This is a genomic window from Nocardia abscessus NBRC 100374 (assembly GCF_000308455.1).
GTDB classification, from domain to species: Bacteria; Actinomycetota; Actinomycetes; order Mycobacteriales; family Mycobacteriaceae; genus Nocardia; species Nocardia abscessus.
In genome coordinates, this window is record NZ_BAFP01000123.1 from 36,711 (window position 1) to 48,745 (window position 12,035).

The 12,035-nt window shown below is 69.6% G+C and carries 16 protein-coding genes; 9 read left to right on the forward strand and 7 right to left on the reverse strand.

All coding sequences use genetic code 11. The annotated features are described in order from the left end of the window. Nucleotides 1-2 precede the first annotated feature (2 nt). The 4 genes from ON19_RS25430 (at nucleotide 3) to ON19_RS25445 (ending at nucleotide 3,057) form a co-directional block, all read left to right on the forward strand. Entirely contained in the window at nucleotides 3-374 is a 372-nt protein-coding gene (locus ON19_RS25430; protein ID WP_040782732.1) for a DUF742 domain-containing protein, read from the forward strand. Nucleotides 375-411: 37 nt separating this feature from the next. Continuing rightward, nucleotides 412-1,032 carry a GTP-binding protein gene (locus tag ON19_RS25435; RefSeq protein ID WP_051169312.1) on the forward strand — a complete coding sequence of 207 codons (621 nt, stop codon included), beginning with the start codon at nucleotides 412-414 and terminating at the stop codon, nucleotides 1,030-1,032. Next, nucleotides 1,025-1,834, forward strand: coding sequence for an MHYT domain-containing protein (locus ON19_RS25440; protein ID WP_051169292.1), 810 nt, complete (start codon nucleotides 1,025-1,027; stop codon nucleotides 1,832-1,834). The genes ON19_RS25435 and ON19_RS25440 overlap by 8 nt, the downstream gene beginning before the upstream one ends. 173 nt (nucleotides 1,835-2,007) lie before the next feature. Then, nucleotides 2,008-3,057 carry a DUF1906 domain-containing protein gene (locus ON19_RS25445; protein WP_051169293.1) on the forward strand — a complete coding sequence of 350 codons (1,050 nt, stop codon included), beginning with the start codon at nucleotides 2,008-2,010 and terminating at the stop codon, nucleotides 3,055-3,057. A gap of 619 nt (nucleotides 3,058-3,676) precedes the next feature. Here the strand turns inward: ON19_RS25445 and rpmF are convergent. From rpmF to mrf, 3 genes are read right to left on the reverse strand one after another with little or no spacing between them, the layout of a single operon-like run. Further along, a complete protein-coding gene (gene rpmF / locus ON19_RS25450; RefSeq protein WP_043697986.1) occupies nucleotides 3,677-3,850 on the reverse strand; it encodes a 50S ribosomal protein L32 in 174 nt (57 codons plus the stop codon). A 1-nt stretch (nucleotide 3,851) separates the two neighbouring features. Next, nucleotides 3,852-4,112, reverse strand: coding sequence for a type B 50S ribosomal protein L31 (locus ON19_RS25455; RefSeq protein ID WP_043697989.1), 261 nt, complete (start codon nucleotides 4,110-4,112; stop codon nucleotides 3,852-3,854). Further along, a complete protein-coding gene (mrf, locus tag ON19_RS25460; RefSeq protein WP_043697992.1) occupies nucleotides 4,109-5,398 on the reverse strand; it encodes a ribosome hibernation factor-recruiting GTPase MRF in 1,290 nt (429 codons plus the stop codon). The genes ON19_RS25455 and mrf overlap by 4 nt, the downstream gene beginning before the upstream one ends. A 157-nt stretch (nucleotides 5,399-5,555) precedes the next feature. Here mrf and rpmB point away from each other — a divergent pair, with 157 nt between their 5' ends. Genes rpmB through rpsR form a run of 4 tightly spaced genes read left to right on the forward strand, consistent with a single transcriptional unit; the run spans nucleotide 5,556 to nucleotide 6,569 of the window. Next, a complete protein-coding gene (gene rpmB, locus ON19_RS25465) occupies nucleotides 5,556-5,792 on the forward strand; it encodes a 50S ribosomal protein L28 (protein WP_043697994.1) in 237 nt (78 codons plus the stop codon). 10 nt (nucleotides 5,793-5,802) lie between these two features. Beyond that, nucleotides 5,803-5,973 carry a 50S ribosomal protein L33 gene (rpmG, locus tag ON19_RS25470; RefSeq protein WP_019049259.1) on the forward strand — a complete coding sequence of 57 codons (171 nt, stop codon included), beginning with the start codon at nucleotides 5,803-5,805 and terminating at the stop codon, nucleotides 5,971-5,973. Nucleotide 5,974: 1 nt separating this feature from the next. Next, nucleotides 5,975-6,280 (forward strand): 30S ribosomal protein S14, encoded by a 306-nt coding sequence (gene rpsN / locus ON19_RS25475; RefSeq protein ID WP_043697998.1) that lies wholly within the window; start codon nucleotides 5,975-5,977, stop codon nucleotides 6,278-6,280. 34 nt (nucleotides 6,281-6,314) lie between these two features. Next, nucleotides 6,315-6,569, forward strand: a complete 255-nt coding sequence (rpsR, locus tag ON19_RS25480; RefSeq protein WP_011211513.1) for a 30S ribosomal protein S18 — start codon at nucleotides 6,315-6,317, stop codon at nucleotides 6,567-6,569. A gap of 89 nt (nucleotides 6,570-6,658) precedes the next feature. Here the strand turns inward: rpsR and ON19_RS25485 are convergent, their stop codons facing one another. Continuing rightward, complete coding sequence (locus ON19_RS25485) at nucleotides 6,659-7,240, reverse strand: LysM peptidoglycan-binding domain-containing protein (RefSeq protein ID WP_043698264.1); 582 nt, start codon at nucleotides 7,238-7,240, stop codon at nucleotides 6,659-6,661. A 211-nt stretch (nucleotides 7,241-7,451) separates the two neighbouring features. On the opposite strand from ON19_RS25485, the gene ON19_RS25490 reads away from it, so the two are divergent. After that, nucleotides 7,452-7,913, forward strand: coding sequence for a hypothetical protein (locus tag ON19_RS25490; protein ID WP_043698001.1), 462 nt, complete (start codon nucleotides 7,452-7,454; stop codon nucleotides 7,911-7,913). A gap of 265 nt (nucleotides 7,914-8,178) precedes the next feature. On the opposite strand, the gene purH is transcribed toward ON19_RS25490, so the two are convergent. From purH to ON19_RS42210, 3 genes are read right to left on the reverse strand one after another with little or no spacing between them, the layout of a single operon-like run. After that, a complete protein-coding gene (gene purH / locus ON19_RS25495; protein WP_043698004.1) occupies nucleotides 8,179-9,750 on the reverse strand; it encodes a bifunctional phosphoribosylaminoimidazolecarboxamide formyltransferase/IMP cyclohydrolase in 1,572 nt (523 codons plus the stop codon). Then, a complete protein-coding gene (gene purN / locus ON19_RS25500; RefSeq protein ID WP_086006713.1) occupies nucleotides 9,747-10,403 on the reverse strand; it encodes a phosphoribosylglycinamide formyltransferase in 657 nt (218 codons plus the stop codon). Before purN ends, purH begins: the two co-directional genes overlap by 4 nt. Before the next feature lie 58 nt (nucleotides 10,404-10,461). After that, nucleotides 10,462-11,964, reverse strand: coding sequence for a cell division protein PerM (locus ON19_RS42210; RefSeq protein ID WP_043698010.1), 1,503 nt, complete (start codon nucleotides 11,962-11,964; stop codon nucleotides 10,462-10,464). Nucleotides 11,965-12,035 lie beyond the last annotated feature (71 nt).

Consider the following 12,035-nt stretch of genomic DNA (forward strand, 5'->3'; position numbering starts at 1 on the left):
AGATGTCCAACCCATACGGCCCCGGACCACGACCGACAACGCGCGTCCGGCCATACGCCCTGACCTCGGGGCGCACCGAACCCGCGATCGACCTGCCATTGGAGGCGGTCATCGAAACCTTGTCGTACACTGCACATCTCGACTGGCCGACCGGCGACATCCGCACCGAGATACTGCGACTCGGCACGCACCGGCTGTCGGTCGCCGAGATCGCGGCACATCTGGACCGGCCGCTCGGCATGGTCCGAGTGGTGATCGGCGACCTCGTCGTCGACGGCACCATGCGCGTGCATTCGACCCTGACCGAAGAGGCGAGCTATGACGAGCGCCGTTCCCTGATGGAGAGGACATTGCGTGGACTCCGCGCCCTATAGGAATCTGGGGCCCAGTGGACATCCCGGGCCAAGTGGAATTCCCGGACCCGGAAACGCCCCCGGACCGGACGGCTTCGAGAACCGGGTCGCCTCGACGAAGATCGTCGTCGCGGGCGGCTTCGGCGCGGGCAAGACGACATTCGTCGGCGCGGTGTCGGAGATCGTTCCGCTGCGCACCGAGGCGATGGTGACCCGTTACTCCGACGGCATCGACGATCTCGCCGAGACGCCGGAGAAGGAGACCACCACCGTCGCCATGGACTTCGGCCGGATCATCCTGCCGGGCAACCTGGTGCTCTATCTGTTCGGCACGCCGGGTCAGCGGCGGTTCTGGTTCATGTGGGACGACCTGATCCGCGGTGCGATCGGCGCCGTGGTGCTGATCGACACCCGGCGGCTGGAGGACAGCTTCGCCGCGGTCGACTTCTTCGAGGCGCGCAAGCTGCCGTTCCTGATCGCGGTCAACCGCTTCCCGGACGCGCCGCGCTTCCCCATCGCCGAGCTGCGCGAGGCGCTTTCGGTGCGCGAGGGCGTGCCGATCGTGGACATCGACGCGCGCAACGCGATCGAGGTGCGCCAAGCGCTCGCCGCGGTCACCGAGTACGCGATCGCCCAGCTGAAGGCGAGCGAACTGGAAGGAACAGCGCGGCATGCGTGAGGTCGCGGTGCTGGCCGCGGGCGGTGGCGCGGGAACGTCCGTCGACCAGTTCGCCCTCGGCTATTGGCTGGTCGGGCTGTCGCTGGGCATTTCGGTGCTGGGCGCGGTAGTCGGTCTCGCCTGCATCCTGCACGGCGCGCGCTCGGTCCAGTTCCGGTTGGTGTGGCTGGTTTCGGCGGCGATATCGCTCGGCGGCGTCGGGGCGTGGCTGGCCACGTCGGTGGCCATGCTGGGCCTGAAAGTGCCGGGCAGCGCGATGCGTTACGACACGGGCAGACTGATCTCGGCCCTGGTGGTGGCGATCGTCTCGGTCTTCGCCGCGCTGCTGATCATCGGGCGCACACCGCGGCTGACGCTGCTGTTGCCCGGCGGGGTGGTACTCGGCCTCGGCATCGGCGTCACGAACTACCTCGGCGTCGGCTCGCTGCAGATCCAGGGGTCGGTCGGCGTGACGATGTGGCTGGCCGTGATCTCCGCCGTGATCGGGGTGATCACCGCGACCGCGACGCTGTGGCTGTTCCAGACGATGCGCTTCCCGCTGGCCCGCGCCGCGACGGTGCTGCTGTTCGGCGTCGGCGTGGCCGCCACCTACTACACCGCGCTCGCCGCGTTGCACTTCGACGTGAACCGGTCGGCGAAGGTGCCCGATGGCGTGGAGTTGTTCGACTTCGTGTTCCCGATGTTCGTCATCGGGTTGCTGGCACTGACGGTGCCGATCTCCGCCGTGCTGATCGCTCCGGACCGCCGGGAGCTGGCCGGGCCGCCGAAGGCCCGCCGGCCGAAGCTGGAGCCCGCCCGCTGATCCGAGGCACCGTCGGGAAAACGACGGTCGGCACCCGAATCGCACCGCCGGCCGTTCGGTTTCGCGGTGCGTGTCGAGCCTCCTCGACCGTTTTCCGCTGAGCGATCCCCCCGCGCCGCCCGGATTCGGCGATGGCCCGAATTCACCCGCCCGGCCGACTTACAGTGGAGGCCATGCGTTTCGGTCTGGACTACGCCGCTGGACGCCCGGGGGGCGCGGCGGTTCGGGCGGCGGGGTTCGATTTCGTGGTGCGGTACCTGTCCGACGGTGGCCCGAGTCTGCCCGGCAAGCTGCTCACCCCGGCCGAGGCGAACGATTTGCGGACGCACGGGGTCTCGATCGTGTCGAATTGGGAGACCACGGCCGCGCGGATGCTGGACGGCTACGGCGCGGGCATCGTGGACGCACGCGCGGGCCTCGCCCAGGTGTTGCGCTGCGGCGGACGGGTGGACCGGCCGATCTACTTCTCCGCGGATTTCGATGCTTCACCGCAGGACCAGCTACCAATCAACGCCTACCTGGACGGGGCGGCGACGGTGCTGGGGCGCGCGAACGTCGGTATCTACGGCGGGTACTGGGCGGTCAGCCGCGCGCTGGACGCCGGATACGCGACGTGGGCGTGGCAGACCGACGCCTGGTCGGGCACGAACGTGGAGACCAGACGCGCCATCCATCAGACCCGGCGCCAAGTGACGGTCGGCGGCGTGCGCTATGACGTGAACGAGGCCGAGACGACCGATTTCGGCCAGTGGGACTTCGTGGGACGGGAGGATCCGGACGTGACGCCGGAACAAGAGGCAGTGCTGCGCGACATCCAGATTCAGCTGCGCGGACCGGGGTTGTCGGGCTGGCCGCAACTGGGGGCCGATGCGGACGGCCGGAATCGTACGCTGGTGGACGGATTGGCCGCGGCGCTGGCGCGCATCTCCGCATTGGAGCGCGAATCCGCCGAGTTGCGAACGCAAGTGGGCGAATTGCGGACCGAGATCAGCGAACTGGAGGCGACGACGGCCGAGCTGACCGAGCAGGTGCAGCGCTGGAACGGACGGCACTGGCCGTGGCCCCTGTCGCTGATCGAGGGGCCCGCGGCACTGGTCGGCGAGCAGCTGGCGCGTCTGGAGGCGTTGTTGCCGGATCTTCCCGGGCTGCCGGGGCACGACGGTGGCCAGCGGCGCGCTGCGATCGACGACGACCGGCCGCCCGAGTTGACCTCGAAAAACTGAGCCGCACACCGGCGCGACCACCGGACGCGCGCAGTCCGGCAGGGCGAGAGGGAAATCAGGAGAGCGGCAATCGGCGTAACGCCCCGCAGAGTGGCGATGAGCGGGCTCTCCTGGAAACCAGGAGAACCCGCCCTCGAGCACGAGGGTACCTCCCTCCGGCCGAGAGCGCATCCTTTCTGGGGACTTTTCCGTAGTTCAAAAACCAACCGTCAGTGCGCAATTCACCATCTGGCTACCCAGCCGCAATCGCTTCCGGCGCAATAGTGCGACGTGATGCAGAGCACATCGATAGCTATAAAATAGCTAACTCGGGCGTTGTTCGCGCGAATATTTTTCGTCCGACACCCCCGAGTGCGCGTTTCCGGACGATTGACCGAGAACCGGCGCGTTCTGCCGCTCACCAGTATCCAGCGAGCTACCGTGGGCCGGTACGAGGCAGGTCTATCGGCGTCGCGGGTCGCATCGAAGCGCATCAAGACGATCGGCGATCCGGCCGCTTCCCTATCGCTGCCGGGGTCGCCGAATACGCAGGTCCAACGACGCGCAACGCAGCGAAGCGGGGCCGATCCGGATCACACCGGCGGCCCCGCTTCCGTTCCGCGAGTTTCGGATGCCCGGCTCAGAGCCGCTCGACGTCGATCAGTCCGCGGCGCACGGCCGCGACCAACCTGCGCGGCACCTGATGCACGACGCCCCCGACGGTCACCGGCACCAGGTCCACGGGAACGGCCTTCCAGTTCGAGCGGCGGCTTCGGGTGTTCGACCGCGACATCTTCCGCTTCGGTACCGCCATCTCAGGACCCCTTCCGTGCGCGCTTGCCGTATTTGCGTTCGAACTTCTCCACGCGCCCCTGGGCATCCAGCACGCGGTGCGCGCCGGTCCAGAACGGGTGCGAGTCGGCGGTGACGTCCACCGTCAGCAGCGGATAGGTGTTGCCGTCGGTCCACTCGACGCTGCGTGCGCCGGTGGCCGTGGACCGGGTGAGGAACCGCTTGCCGGTGCTCGCGTCCTCGAAGACCACCGGGTGATATTCCGGATGGATACCCTTCTTCATTTCGCCTCTCCTCTCGGGCTTTTCGCGTCTTCCACGGGCTGGCCGGTCGCCTCGTCACTCGCGCACGGGTCGGCGTGCCAGTCGCCGAACGGGTCCTCCCACTGGGCCACTCGCTCCGGCGCACGCTCGACCAGGCGCAGTTCGTCGTCCTCCACCAGCGCCCAGTGCAGCGCTTCGCGGATCTCCGCCGGATCGGCTTCGTGCACCAGGATCGACAGCGAGATGTCCCGGTCGCCGAAGCGTTCGTCCCAGCGCAGGGCCGCCATCGCGCGGCGCTCCGGATCCGCCTCGGCCAGTTCGGCTTCCGGCATCGCGGCCAGCCAGCGCCCCGCTCCGCCCACCCGCAGACCACCACCGGCGGATTCGAGCCACACCACCTCGTCGGGTTGGGTGGCCAGCCAGATGCGCCCGCGCGCGGTCACCACGCCGTCGAGCAGCACGTCCAGCGCCTCGTGCAAGCGAGCGGGATGGAACGGCCGCGCCGCGGCGAACTCCACGAGTTCGACGCCGCAGTCACCGGTCAGGGGTGGTCGGCCGCGCAGCAGCGGCGCGTGGGCGTCGAAGACCCGGCCGCGCCGCGAATCGGCGGGGATGCGGGTGAGCAGCGTCTCGACCAGGGCAGGGGTGAGCCGGGGGAGCTCGTCCACCCAGGCGACCGGCGCGCCGGGGACGAGCCTGGCCAATACCGCGGCCAGCTTGGCCCGCGCGTCGCCGAGCAGCGCTCCGGAGGCGTCGTCGGCGCCGAGGGCGATGACGGCATCGGCGAAATCGACCTGGCCTACCGCGACTTGCGCCACTGTGCGGTCGTCGTCGGCGGTGGCGAGGCCGCGCTCGGCGAGCGTGTCGTCCCCGGTCGCGTCGGCGAGCCAGGCGTCGGCGTCCAGGCAGGTCAAAACCGCGTCCACGCGCACGTCGCGGCCCGCGGGGCCGTCCACCCGGCCGTGCACGCCCGCGACCACGACGTTCTCGATGGCCTGGCAGACCGCTTCGGCCTCGAACGCCGGGTCCAGCGCGAGCACGATGCGATCGACCGACTCGCGCTGGGCGAGGGTGCACAGCAGCGGAAGCAGATCCATCCGCAGCGTGCAGGAGACGCAACCGTGCGCGAGCTCCAGCACGGCCGAGGTTTCCTGCGTAGCGGTGCGCACCGTGCGGTGCACGATGCCTTCCCGCAGCTGGGTCAGGTCGTGGCGGACCACGACGGTACCCGGCGCCATGCCGAGCACCGCGGCCGCGCGATCCACGCCCGCCGCGGCGAGTCCGGCGAAACCGGCGAGCGCAACCACGGGCGTTCTCCGGTCGGACTCGGGTGGGACCTGGGTGGAATCTGCCGCAGCCACCGGGGCACCCCTTTCAGTAACGATTTTCATTTGCTTTACGGCAACGGTACATTGTGCGGCAGCCATTGTCGAAAACGATTGTCATCTACTGGAGGGAGTCCGCATGTCGGCCCACTGCCAGGTCACCGGGCGCAAGCCCGGCTTCGGCAAGTCCGTGTCGCACTCGCACAAGCGGACCAGCCGTCGCTGGAACCCCAACGTCCAGCGCAAGACCTACTACCTGCCAAGCGAAGGCCGGCGCGTCACGCTGACCGTCTCCGCCAAAGGCATCAAGACCATCGACCGGGACGGCATCGAGGCCGTGGTGGCCCGGATCCGGGCCCGCGGCGACAAGATCTGAGGAGCGACCCATGGCGTCGAAATCGACCGACATCCGCCCGATCGTCAAGCTGAAGTCCACCGCGGGCACCGGCTACACCTACGTCACCCGCAAGAACCGCCGCAACGACCCCGACCGCCTGGTCCTGCGCAAGTACGATCCGGTGGTGCGCAAGCACGTCGACTTCCGCGAGGAGCGCTGAGATGGCCAAGAAATCGAAGATCGCGCGCGACGAGCAGCGCAGGGCGATCGTGGCTCGCTACGCGGCTCGCCGCGCCGAGCTCAAGGAGCTCATCAGGAAGCCGGGCACGCCGGAGGGCGAGCGCGCGGCCGCGGAGGCCGAACTGCGACGCCAGCCGCGCGACGCCAGTCCGGTACGATTGCGCAATCGGGACGCCGCCGACGGACGACCGCGCGGTCACCTCCGGAAGTTCGGGCTCTCCCGTGTGCGTGTGCGCGAGATGGCCCACCGTGGCGAGCTGCCCGGTGTGCGCAAATCGAGCTGGTAGACAACCACTGTTCTCGTGAGAAGGAACTCGTCATATGGCAGTCAAGCGAGCACCGTCGAAGAAGGTCCGTGCCGAGCAGGCCCGCCGTCCGAAGAAGAACCCGCTCATCGCCGCCGGCATCGAGACGGTCGACTACAAAGACGTGAACCTGCTGCGTACGTTCATCTCCGATCGCGGCAAGATCCGCAGCCGCCGGGTCACCGGGCTCACCCCGCAGCAGCAGCGCCAGGTCGCTGTCGCGGTGAAGAACGCCCGTGAGATGGCGCTGCTGCCGTTCACCAGCCGCTAGGCGCACTTCGCGACACGAGCGAAACGAAGAAGACCCCCGAGGCTCGAGCACCGGGGGTCTTTGTCGTCGTCGCTACCGAGCCGACCGGCTCACGGGATGGTCAGCACCTGGCCCGGGTTGATCGCGTCCGGGTTCGGGATGCCACTGGCGTCCGCGATCTCCTGGTAACGGTTGCCGTCACCGTAGAAGCGCTCGGCGATCGCCCACAGGGTGTCGCCCGGCTCGACGGTGTAGGTGCGCGGCTCCGGGGCGGGCGGCGGAGGCGGCACCTCCTCGGCCGGAGCCGCGACCTGCTCCTGCTCTTGGACCGCTTCTGGCTCCGGGGCAGGCAGCGGGGTGTCGGTATGAGTACCGGAAGCCCACAGCGCGCTGCCGTCGGCGCCGTACAGCACGACGTTGCGATCGGCCTGCACGACCAGCCGGTCGGCCGCCTGGCCGTTGGTCTCGGTCGCCCACGCGGCGCCGTCGCCCTTGTAGAGCACGAAGTTGCCGTCGTCCTGCAGCACGGCGCGCTCCACGCCCTGATCATGAGTTTGCGTGGCCCACACCACATTTCCGCCCGGCTCGGACAGCACCAGATTGCCGTCCTCCTGCAGGGTGAGGGTGTAAGCACCACCTTGGAGGGACTGGCCCCGTCCGAGTTCTTCGCCTACGCGCAGCGTGTCGACCACGTTGATTCCTTTCCGGAAAAGCTGGTAGAGCATCCGACATGGATGAGCGCCACACCCCCTGGCGCGCACCCCCGCCGAACTTACTGCCCCCGAACGGTTTTCGGAGCGAATACGTGCACGGTTCGCGGAACGTTCACTGTGGGGTTCGTCCTAGTGCACGATGCGCCCGGCGTGCGCTGTGTGCAGTCGCGCCGGGACTAGGGTGTCGGGTATGGATCGGATCCAGGCCGGACGCGCCGCCACAGCTGTCGCCGTAGTGCTCGCCTGTCTCGCCGCAACGGGCTGCGGCGACTCGGACGACAAGGGGGCGGCGCCGAACTCGAGCACCACATCGACGGCCGCGCCCCGCACGCCGATCGAGGACCCGCGCGGAAACGAGGGCAAGCCGTTCACCGCCGACCCGGCCATCGTCGGGGCGCACCCGATCCCGTTCCAATCGTGGACTCGGTTGGCGGACAACAAGATAGCCGTCAATTTCGAAACCGGGTCACCGGAGTGCTACGGCGTGGACGCCACGGTCACCGAATCCGCGTCGACGGTCACCGTCGAACTGCGCTCGGGCAGCCGCGCCGAGGCGGTCGGCCGGATGTGCACGATGATCGCGGTCTTCGGGACCATGGAGGTGCCGCTGAAGGAACCGCTCGGCAACCGCACGGTGCTCAGCGCGGTCTAGAGCGCCACGCAGCACGGTCCGGTGCTGCGCACGGCACAGCCGTCCACACCGGCGCCCGGGTAGCTGTCAGCTTGCGCCAAGCCATCATCTGAGCTGGGAAAACGAAAACGAACCGTACTGCGCCGCAATGTAGTCCATGGACCGAAGCCGGGCGCATGCACCGAATCTGCTGCCGCACTGGGCAATACGGTTTCCGCTCATCGTCGCGATAACACAAACGCCGCGTCGGATCATCGATCCGACGCGGCGTTTCCGGCTACCGGCCTCAGTGGGCGAAGTGGCGGGCCCCGGTGAGATAGAGCGTGACGCCCGCCTCGCGCGCGAGGTCGATGGTCTCCTGGTCGCGCACCGAACCGCCCGGCTGGACGATGGCGCGGACACCGGCGTGGATCAGGGTCTGCGGCCCGTCCGGGAACGGGAAGTAGGCGTCCGAGGCCGCCACCGAGCCCTTGGCGCGGTCACCCGCCCGCTGCACCGCGAGACCCACCGCGTCCACCCGGTTGACCTGCCCCATGCCGACACCGACCGAAGCGCCGTCGTGCGCGAGCAGGATCGCGTTGGACTTCACGGCCCGGCACGCGCGCCAGGCGAACGCCAGATCGGCGAGCGTCTCCGCGTCGGCGGGCTCGCCCGCGGCGAGGGTCCAGTTGGCCGGGTCGTCGCCCGGGGCATCCAGCACGTCACGCTGCTGCAGCAGGGCGCCGCCGCTGATCGGCCGCAGCTCGGCGCCCGCGCGCCGGGGCGGCTCGGCGACGAGGATGCGAACGTTCTTCTTGCGCTGCAACACTTCCACCGCGCCGTCGGCGTAGGACGGCGCGACGATCACCTCGGTGAAGATCTCGGCGACCTGCTCGGCCATCTCCACGGTGACCTCGCGGTTCGCGGCGATCACCCCGCCGAACGCGCTGACCGGGTCGCAAGCGTGCGCCTTGCGGTGCGCGGCGGCGATGTCGGCGCCGAGGGCGATGCCGCACGGGTTGGCGTGCTTGATGATCGCGACAGCCGGGGCCTCGTGGTCGAAGGCGGCACGCCAGGCCGCGTCGGCGTCGACGTAGTTGTTGTACGACATCTCCTTGCCGTGCAGCTGCCGCGCCTGCGCCAGCCCGAGGCTGCCGTCGCCGGTGGTGTACAGGGCGGCGGACTGATGCGGATTCTCGCCGTAGCGCAGCACCGCCGACCGCTCCCAGGTGCCGCCGAGCCATTCGGGGAACCGGATCGCCGTGTCCTCGGCCGCACCGTCGCCGGTCAGCACGTTGGTCATCCAGCTGGCGACCGCCACGTCATAACTCGCGGTGTGCTGGAACGCCTTGGCGGCCAAGGCGGTGCGCTCGGCCAAGGTGAAGCCACCGGACTTCACCGCGGCCAGCACGTCGTCGTAGTCGCCGCTGTCGACGACCACGGCCACCGAGGGATGGTTCTTCGCCGCGGCGCGCACCATCGACGGCCCGCCGATATCGATCTGCTCCACGCACTCGTCGGGGGTGGCGCCGCCTGCCACGGTCTGGGTGAAGGGGTAGAGGTTCACCACCACCAGCTGGAACGCCTCGACGCCGAGCTCGACCAGCTGGTCGACGTGCTCCTGCTTGCGCGAGTCGGCCAGGATGCCCGCGTGCACCCGGGGATGCAGCGTCTTGACCCGGCCGTCGAGGGTCTCCGGGAAACCGGTCAGGTCTTCGACCTTGGTCACCGGGATGCCCGCGTCGGCGATCCTGCCCGCGGTGGACCCGGTCGAGACCAGCTCGATGCCCGCGGCGTGCAGACCGGTCGCGAGCTCCACGAGACCCGTCTTGTCGTAGACGCTCACCAGCGCCCTGCTGATCGGCTTGCGTTCACTCACCGGAGAACTCGCTCATCTGGGATAACTGCCTTTCGTCCGTCGGAGACAATGCCTCGCGTCGCGACGGCGGCGACGACCTCCGCCAGCAACCGTCGCTCGACAACCTTGATGCGCTCGTGCAGGGTGGCCTCGTCGTCACCCGGCAGCACCGTCACCGCCTCCTGCGCGAGGATCGGCCCGGTGTCCACGCCCTCGTCGACCAGGTGCACGGTGCAGCCGGTGACCCGCGCCCCGTAGGCGAGCGCGTCACGCACACCGTGCGCGCCGGGGAAGGCGGGCAGCAGGGCGGGGTGGGTGTTGATGATCCGGCCGCCGAACCGGTCCAGGAAGGCGGGGCCGAGCAGCTTCATGAAGCCCGCCGACACTACGAGATCCGGCTCGTGCGCGCCGACCGTCTCGGTGAGCTCGACATCCCACGCGGCGCGGTCGGGAAAGTCCTTCAGCGCCACCCGGAAGTGCGGTACGCCCGCGGCGTCGGCGTGGGTCGTGGCGGCGCAGAGCCGGTCGACGCCGACGGCGACGACCTTCGCCGGGTAGCCGGGTTCCGACGCGGCGTCCAGCAGGGCGCGCAGCAGCGAACCGGTGCCCGACGCCAGCACGACGACGGTGGCCGGCGTCGCTGCGGGCTTCCACGAGGCATGCGGGGACGTCAGCGCTCTACTCCTGCGATCGATCGGATGGCGGACGGATGCGGCACCGCCGGGTTAGAGCCTAACGACCGTCCATCCGGTCACTGTCCGGCAGGTCCGCCTCGACCACCTCGGCGTCGACGATGTCCGGGGTGGCGTGGTGGTGGTATCCGCCGCCGGTCTCGATCGCGGGCTGTTCGTCCACGAGTTCGGCGTCCAGCGGAGCCTCCAGCTCGCGCCGGTCGTAATCGTCGTAGGGGTCGTCGCGGTAGTCGTAGTAGTCGTCGTCTTCGTAGTAGTCGTCGTCCGCCTCGTAGTAGGCGTCGTCCTCGTCGTGGTAATCGTCGTACGGATCGGTGTAATCGACCGGCGGGATGCCGACGGGCACGAGGAACCAGCGCGCGAAGGCCAGCCCCGCGTAGCCGGGAATGGCCAGCCAGGCGAACGTGATCAGGGGGAAGACCGGCAGGTCGAGGCCGACCCGGCCGATCGTGCCGAGCTCGCCGCCCGCGACCACGCCTGCCACCGTCAACGCGAGCGCGGAGAGCGCGGCGGAGGTGAGTGTGGCCCACGGCGCGGTGATCCCGTCGGTGGAGGTGCGGGCGAGGTCCAGCCCCCCGAGCACGCCGACCGCCGCGGGGACCAGCAGCAACACCGGCCACCATCCGGCCGCGGGTCCGGTGGGCACCGCGGCGAGCAACGGAAAGGCCGGAATCGGACCGCCGACCACGGAGAACACCCCGAAGGAGGCGGCGCCGATCTGCGCGCTGGAACCGACCAGCACACCGACGGTCTGGATCGCCAGATTCGGCAGATACGCCAGCGAGAGCACCGTCAAGCCGAGGACGCCACCGGCGTTTCCCGCCGACTGGTACATGTCGCCGAGCCGGGAAATGTGCGCCAGGAACGAGATCACCACCACCGCTGTCGCACAACCCAGCAGCCGGGCCACGGTCCGGCCCGCGCCGTAGAGGCCGGAGACCGCCCAATCGGGCAGGCGCAGCAGCACGAACAGCTGTCGCCGGAGACGGACGGCGATACCGATCGCGGCGGCGAGCAGATACAGGCCCGCGACCCACGCGAACGCGGCCAGGGTGTTCGGCGGTTGCAGCGGGAGCACACCGGAGGCGTCTTCGGTGACCGCGAGGCAGACGGAGGTGACCAGCAGCGGACCACCCACCGCGGCGCCCGCGATCCACCCGAGATCCGCCCTGGTGCACCGCGGTTCCACGGCGCGAGCGCTTTCCCGCGCGGCCAGCCAGACCAGCAGCGCGGTCGGCAGCAGCGGAAGCAGCCCGAGCGACGTCTTGCCGATCACCAGCGGAACCTGGTGCACGCCGAGCCAGGAGGCGGCGATCGCCCCGGACGTGCCCGCGAGATCGCTGCCCGAGGCGAGCAGCGCGCCGAACACGAGGACGACGAGGGTGGTCAGCCCGAAGGCCGAAGGACGGCCCGCGACCGCGATGAGAACCCTGGACCGCTCCGGGGTGAGGGACAGAAACCCGGCTTCGTCCGCTTCGGGGTGCGGCCGCGACGCGCGCGACCCGCCGATTCGGCGGGTCGAAGAGTTTCTGGAGGAGCTCATGGCAATTCAGCGTGGCACTCTCCCCGGCGCAAGAGGGTCAGGCGCGCCGCAGGCGGCCGCCGCGCCGGGGA

Coding starts and splice junctions, on each gene's coding strand:
- ON19_RS25430 (WP_040782732.1), top strand. CDS start 3: ATGTCCAACCCATACGGCCCCGGACCACGACCGACAACGCGCGTCCGG.
- ON19_RS25440 (WP_051169292.1), top strand. CDS start 1,025: ATGCGTGAGGTCGCGGTGCTGGCCGCGGGCGGTGGCGCGGGAACGTCC.
- ON19_RS25445 (WP_051169293.1), top strand. CDS start 2,008: ATGCGTTTCGGTCTGGACTACGCCGCTGGACGCCCGGGGGGCGCGGCG.
- rpmF (WP_043697986.1), bottom strand. CDS start 3,850: ATGGCGGTACCGAAGCGGAAGATGTCGCGGTCGAACACCCGAAGCCGC.
- ON19_RS25455 (WP_043697989.1), bottom strand. CDS start 4,112: ATGAAGAAGGGTATCCATCCGGAATATCACCCGGTGGTCTTCGAGGAC.
- rpmB (WP_043697994.1), top strand. CDS start 5,556: ATGTCGGCCCACTGCCAGGTCACCGGGCGCAAGCCCGGCTTCGGCAAG.
- rpmG (WP_019049259.1), top strand. CDS start 5,803: ATGGCGTCGAAATCGACCGACATCCGCCCGATCGTCAAGCTGAAGTCC.
- rpsN (WP_043697998.1), top strand. CDS start 5,975: ATGGCCAAGAAATCGAAGATCGCGCGCGACGAGCAGCGCAGGGCGATC.
- rpsR (WP_011211513.1), top strand. CDS start 6,315: ATGGCAGTCAAGCGAGCACCGTCGAAGAAGGTCCGTGCCGAGCAGGCC.
- ON19_RS25490 (WP_043698001.1), top strand. CDS start 7,452: ATGGATCGGATCCAGGCCGGACGCGCCGCCACAGCTGTCGCCGTAGTG.
- ON19_RS42210 (WP_043698010.1), bottom strand. CDS start 11,964: ATGAGCTCCTCCAGAAACTCTTCGACCCGCCGAATCGGCGGGTCGCGC.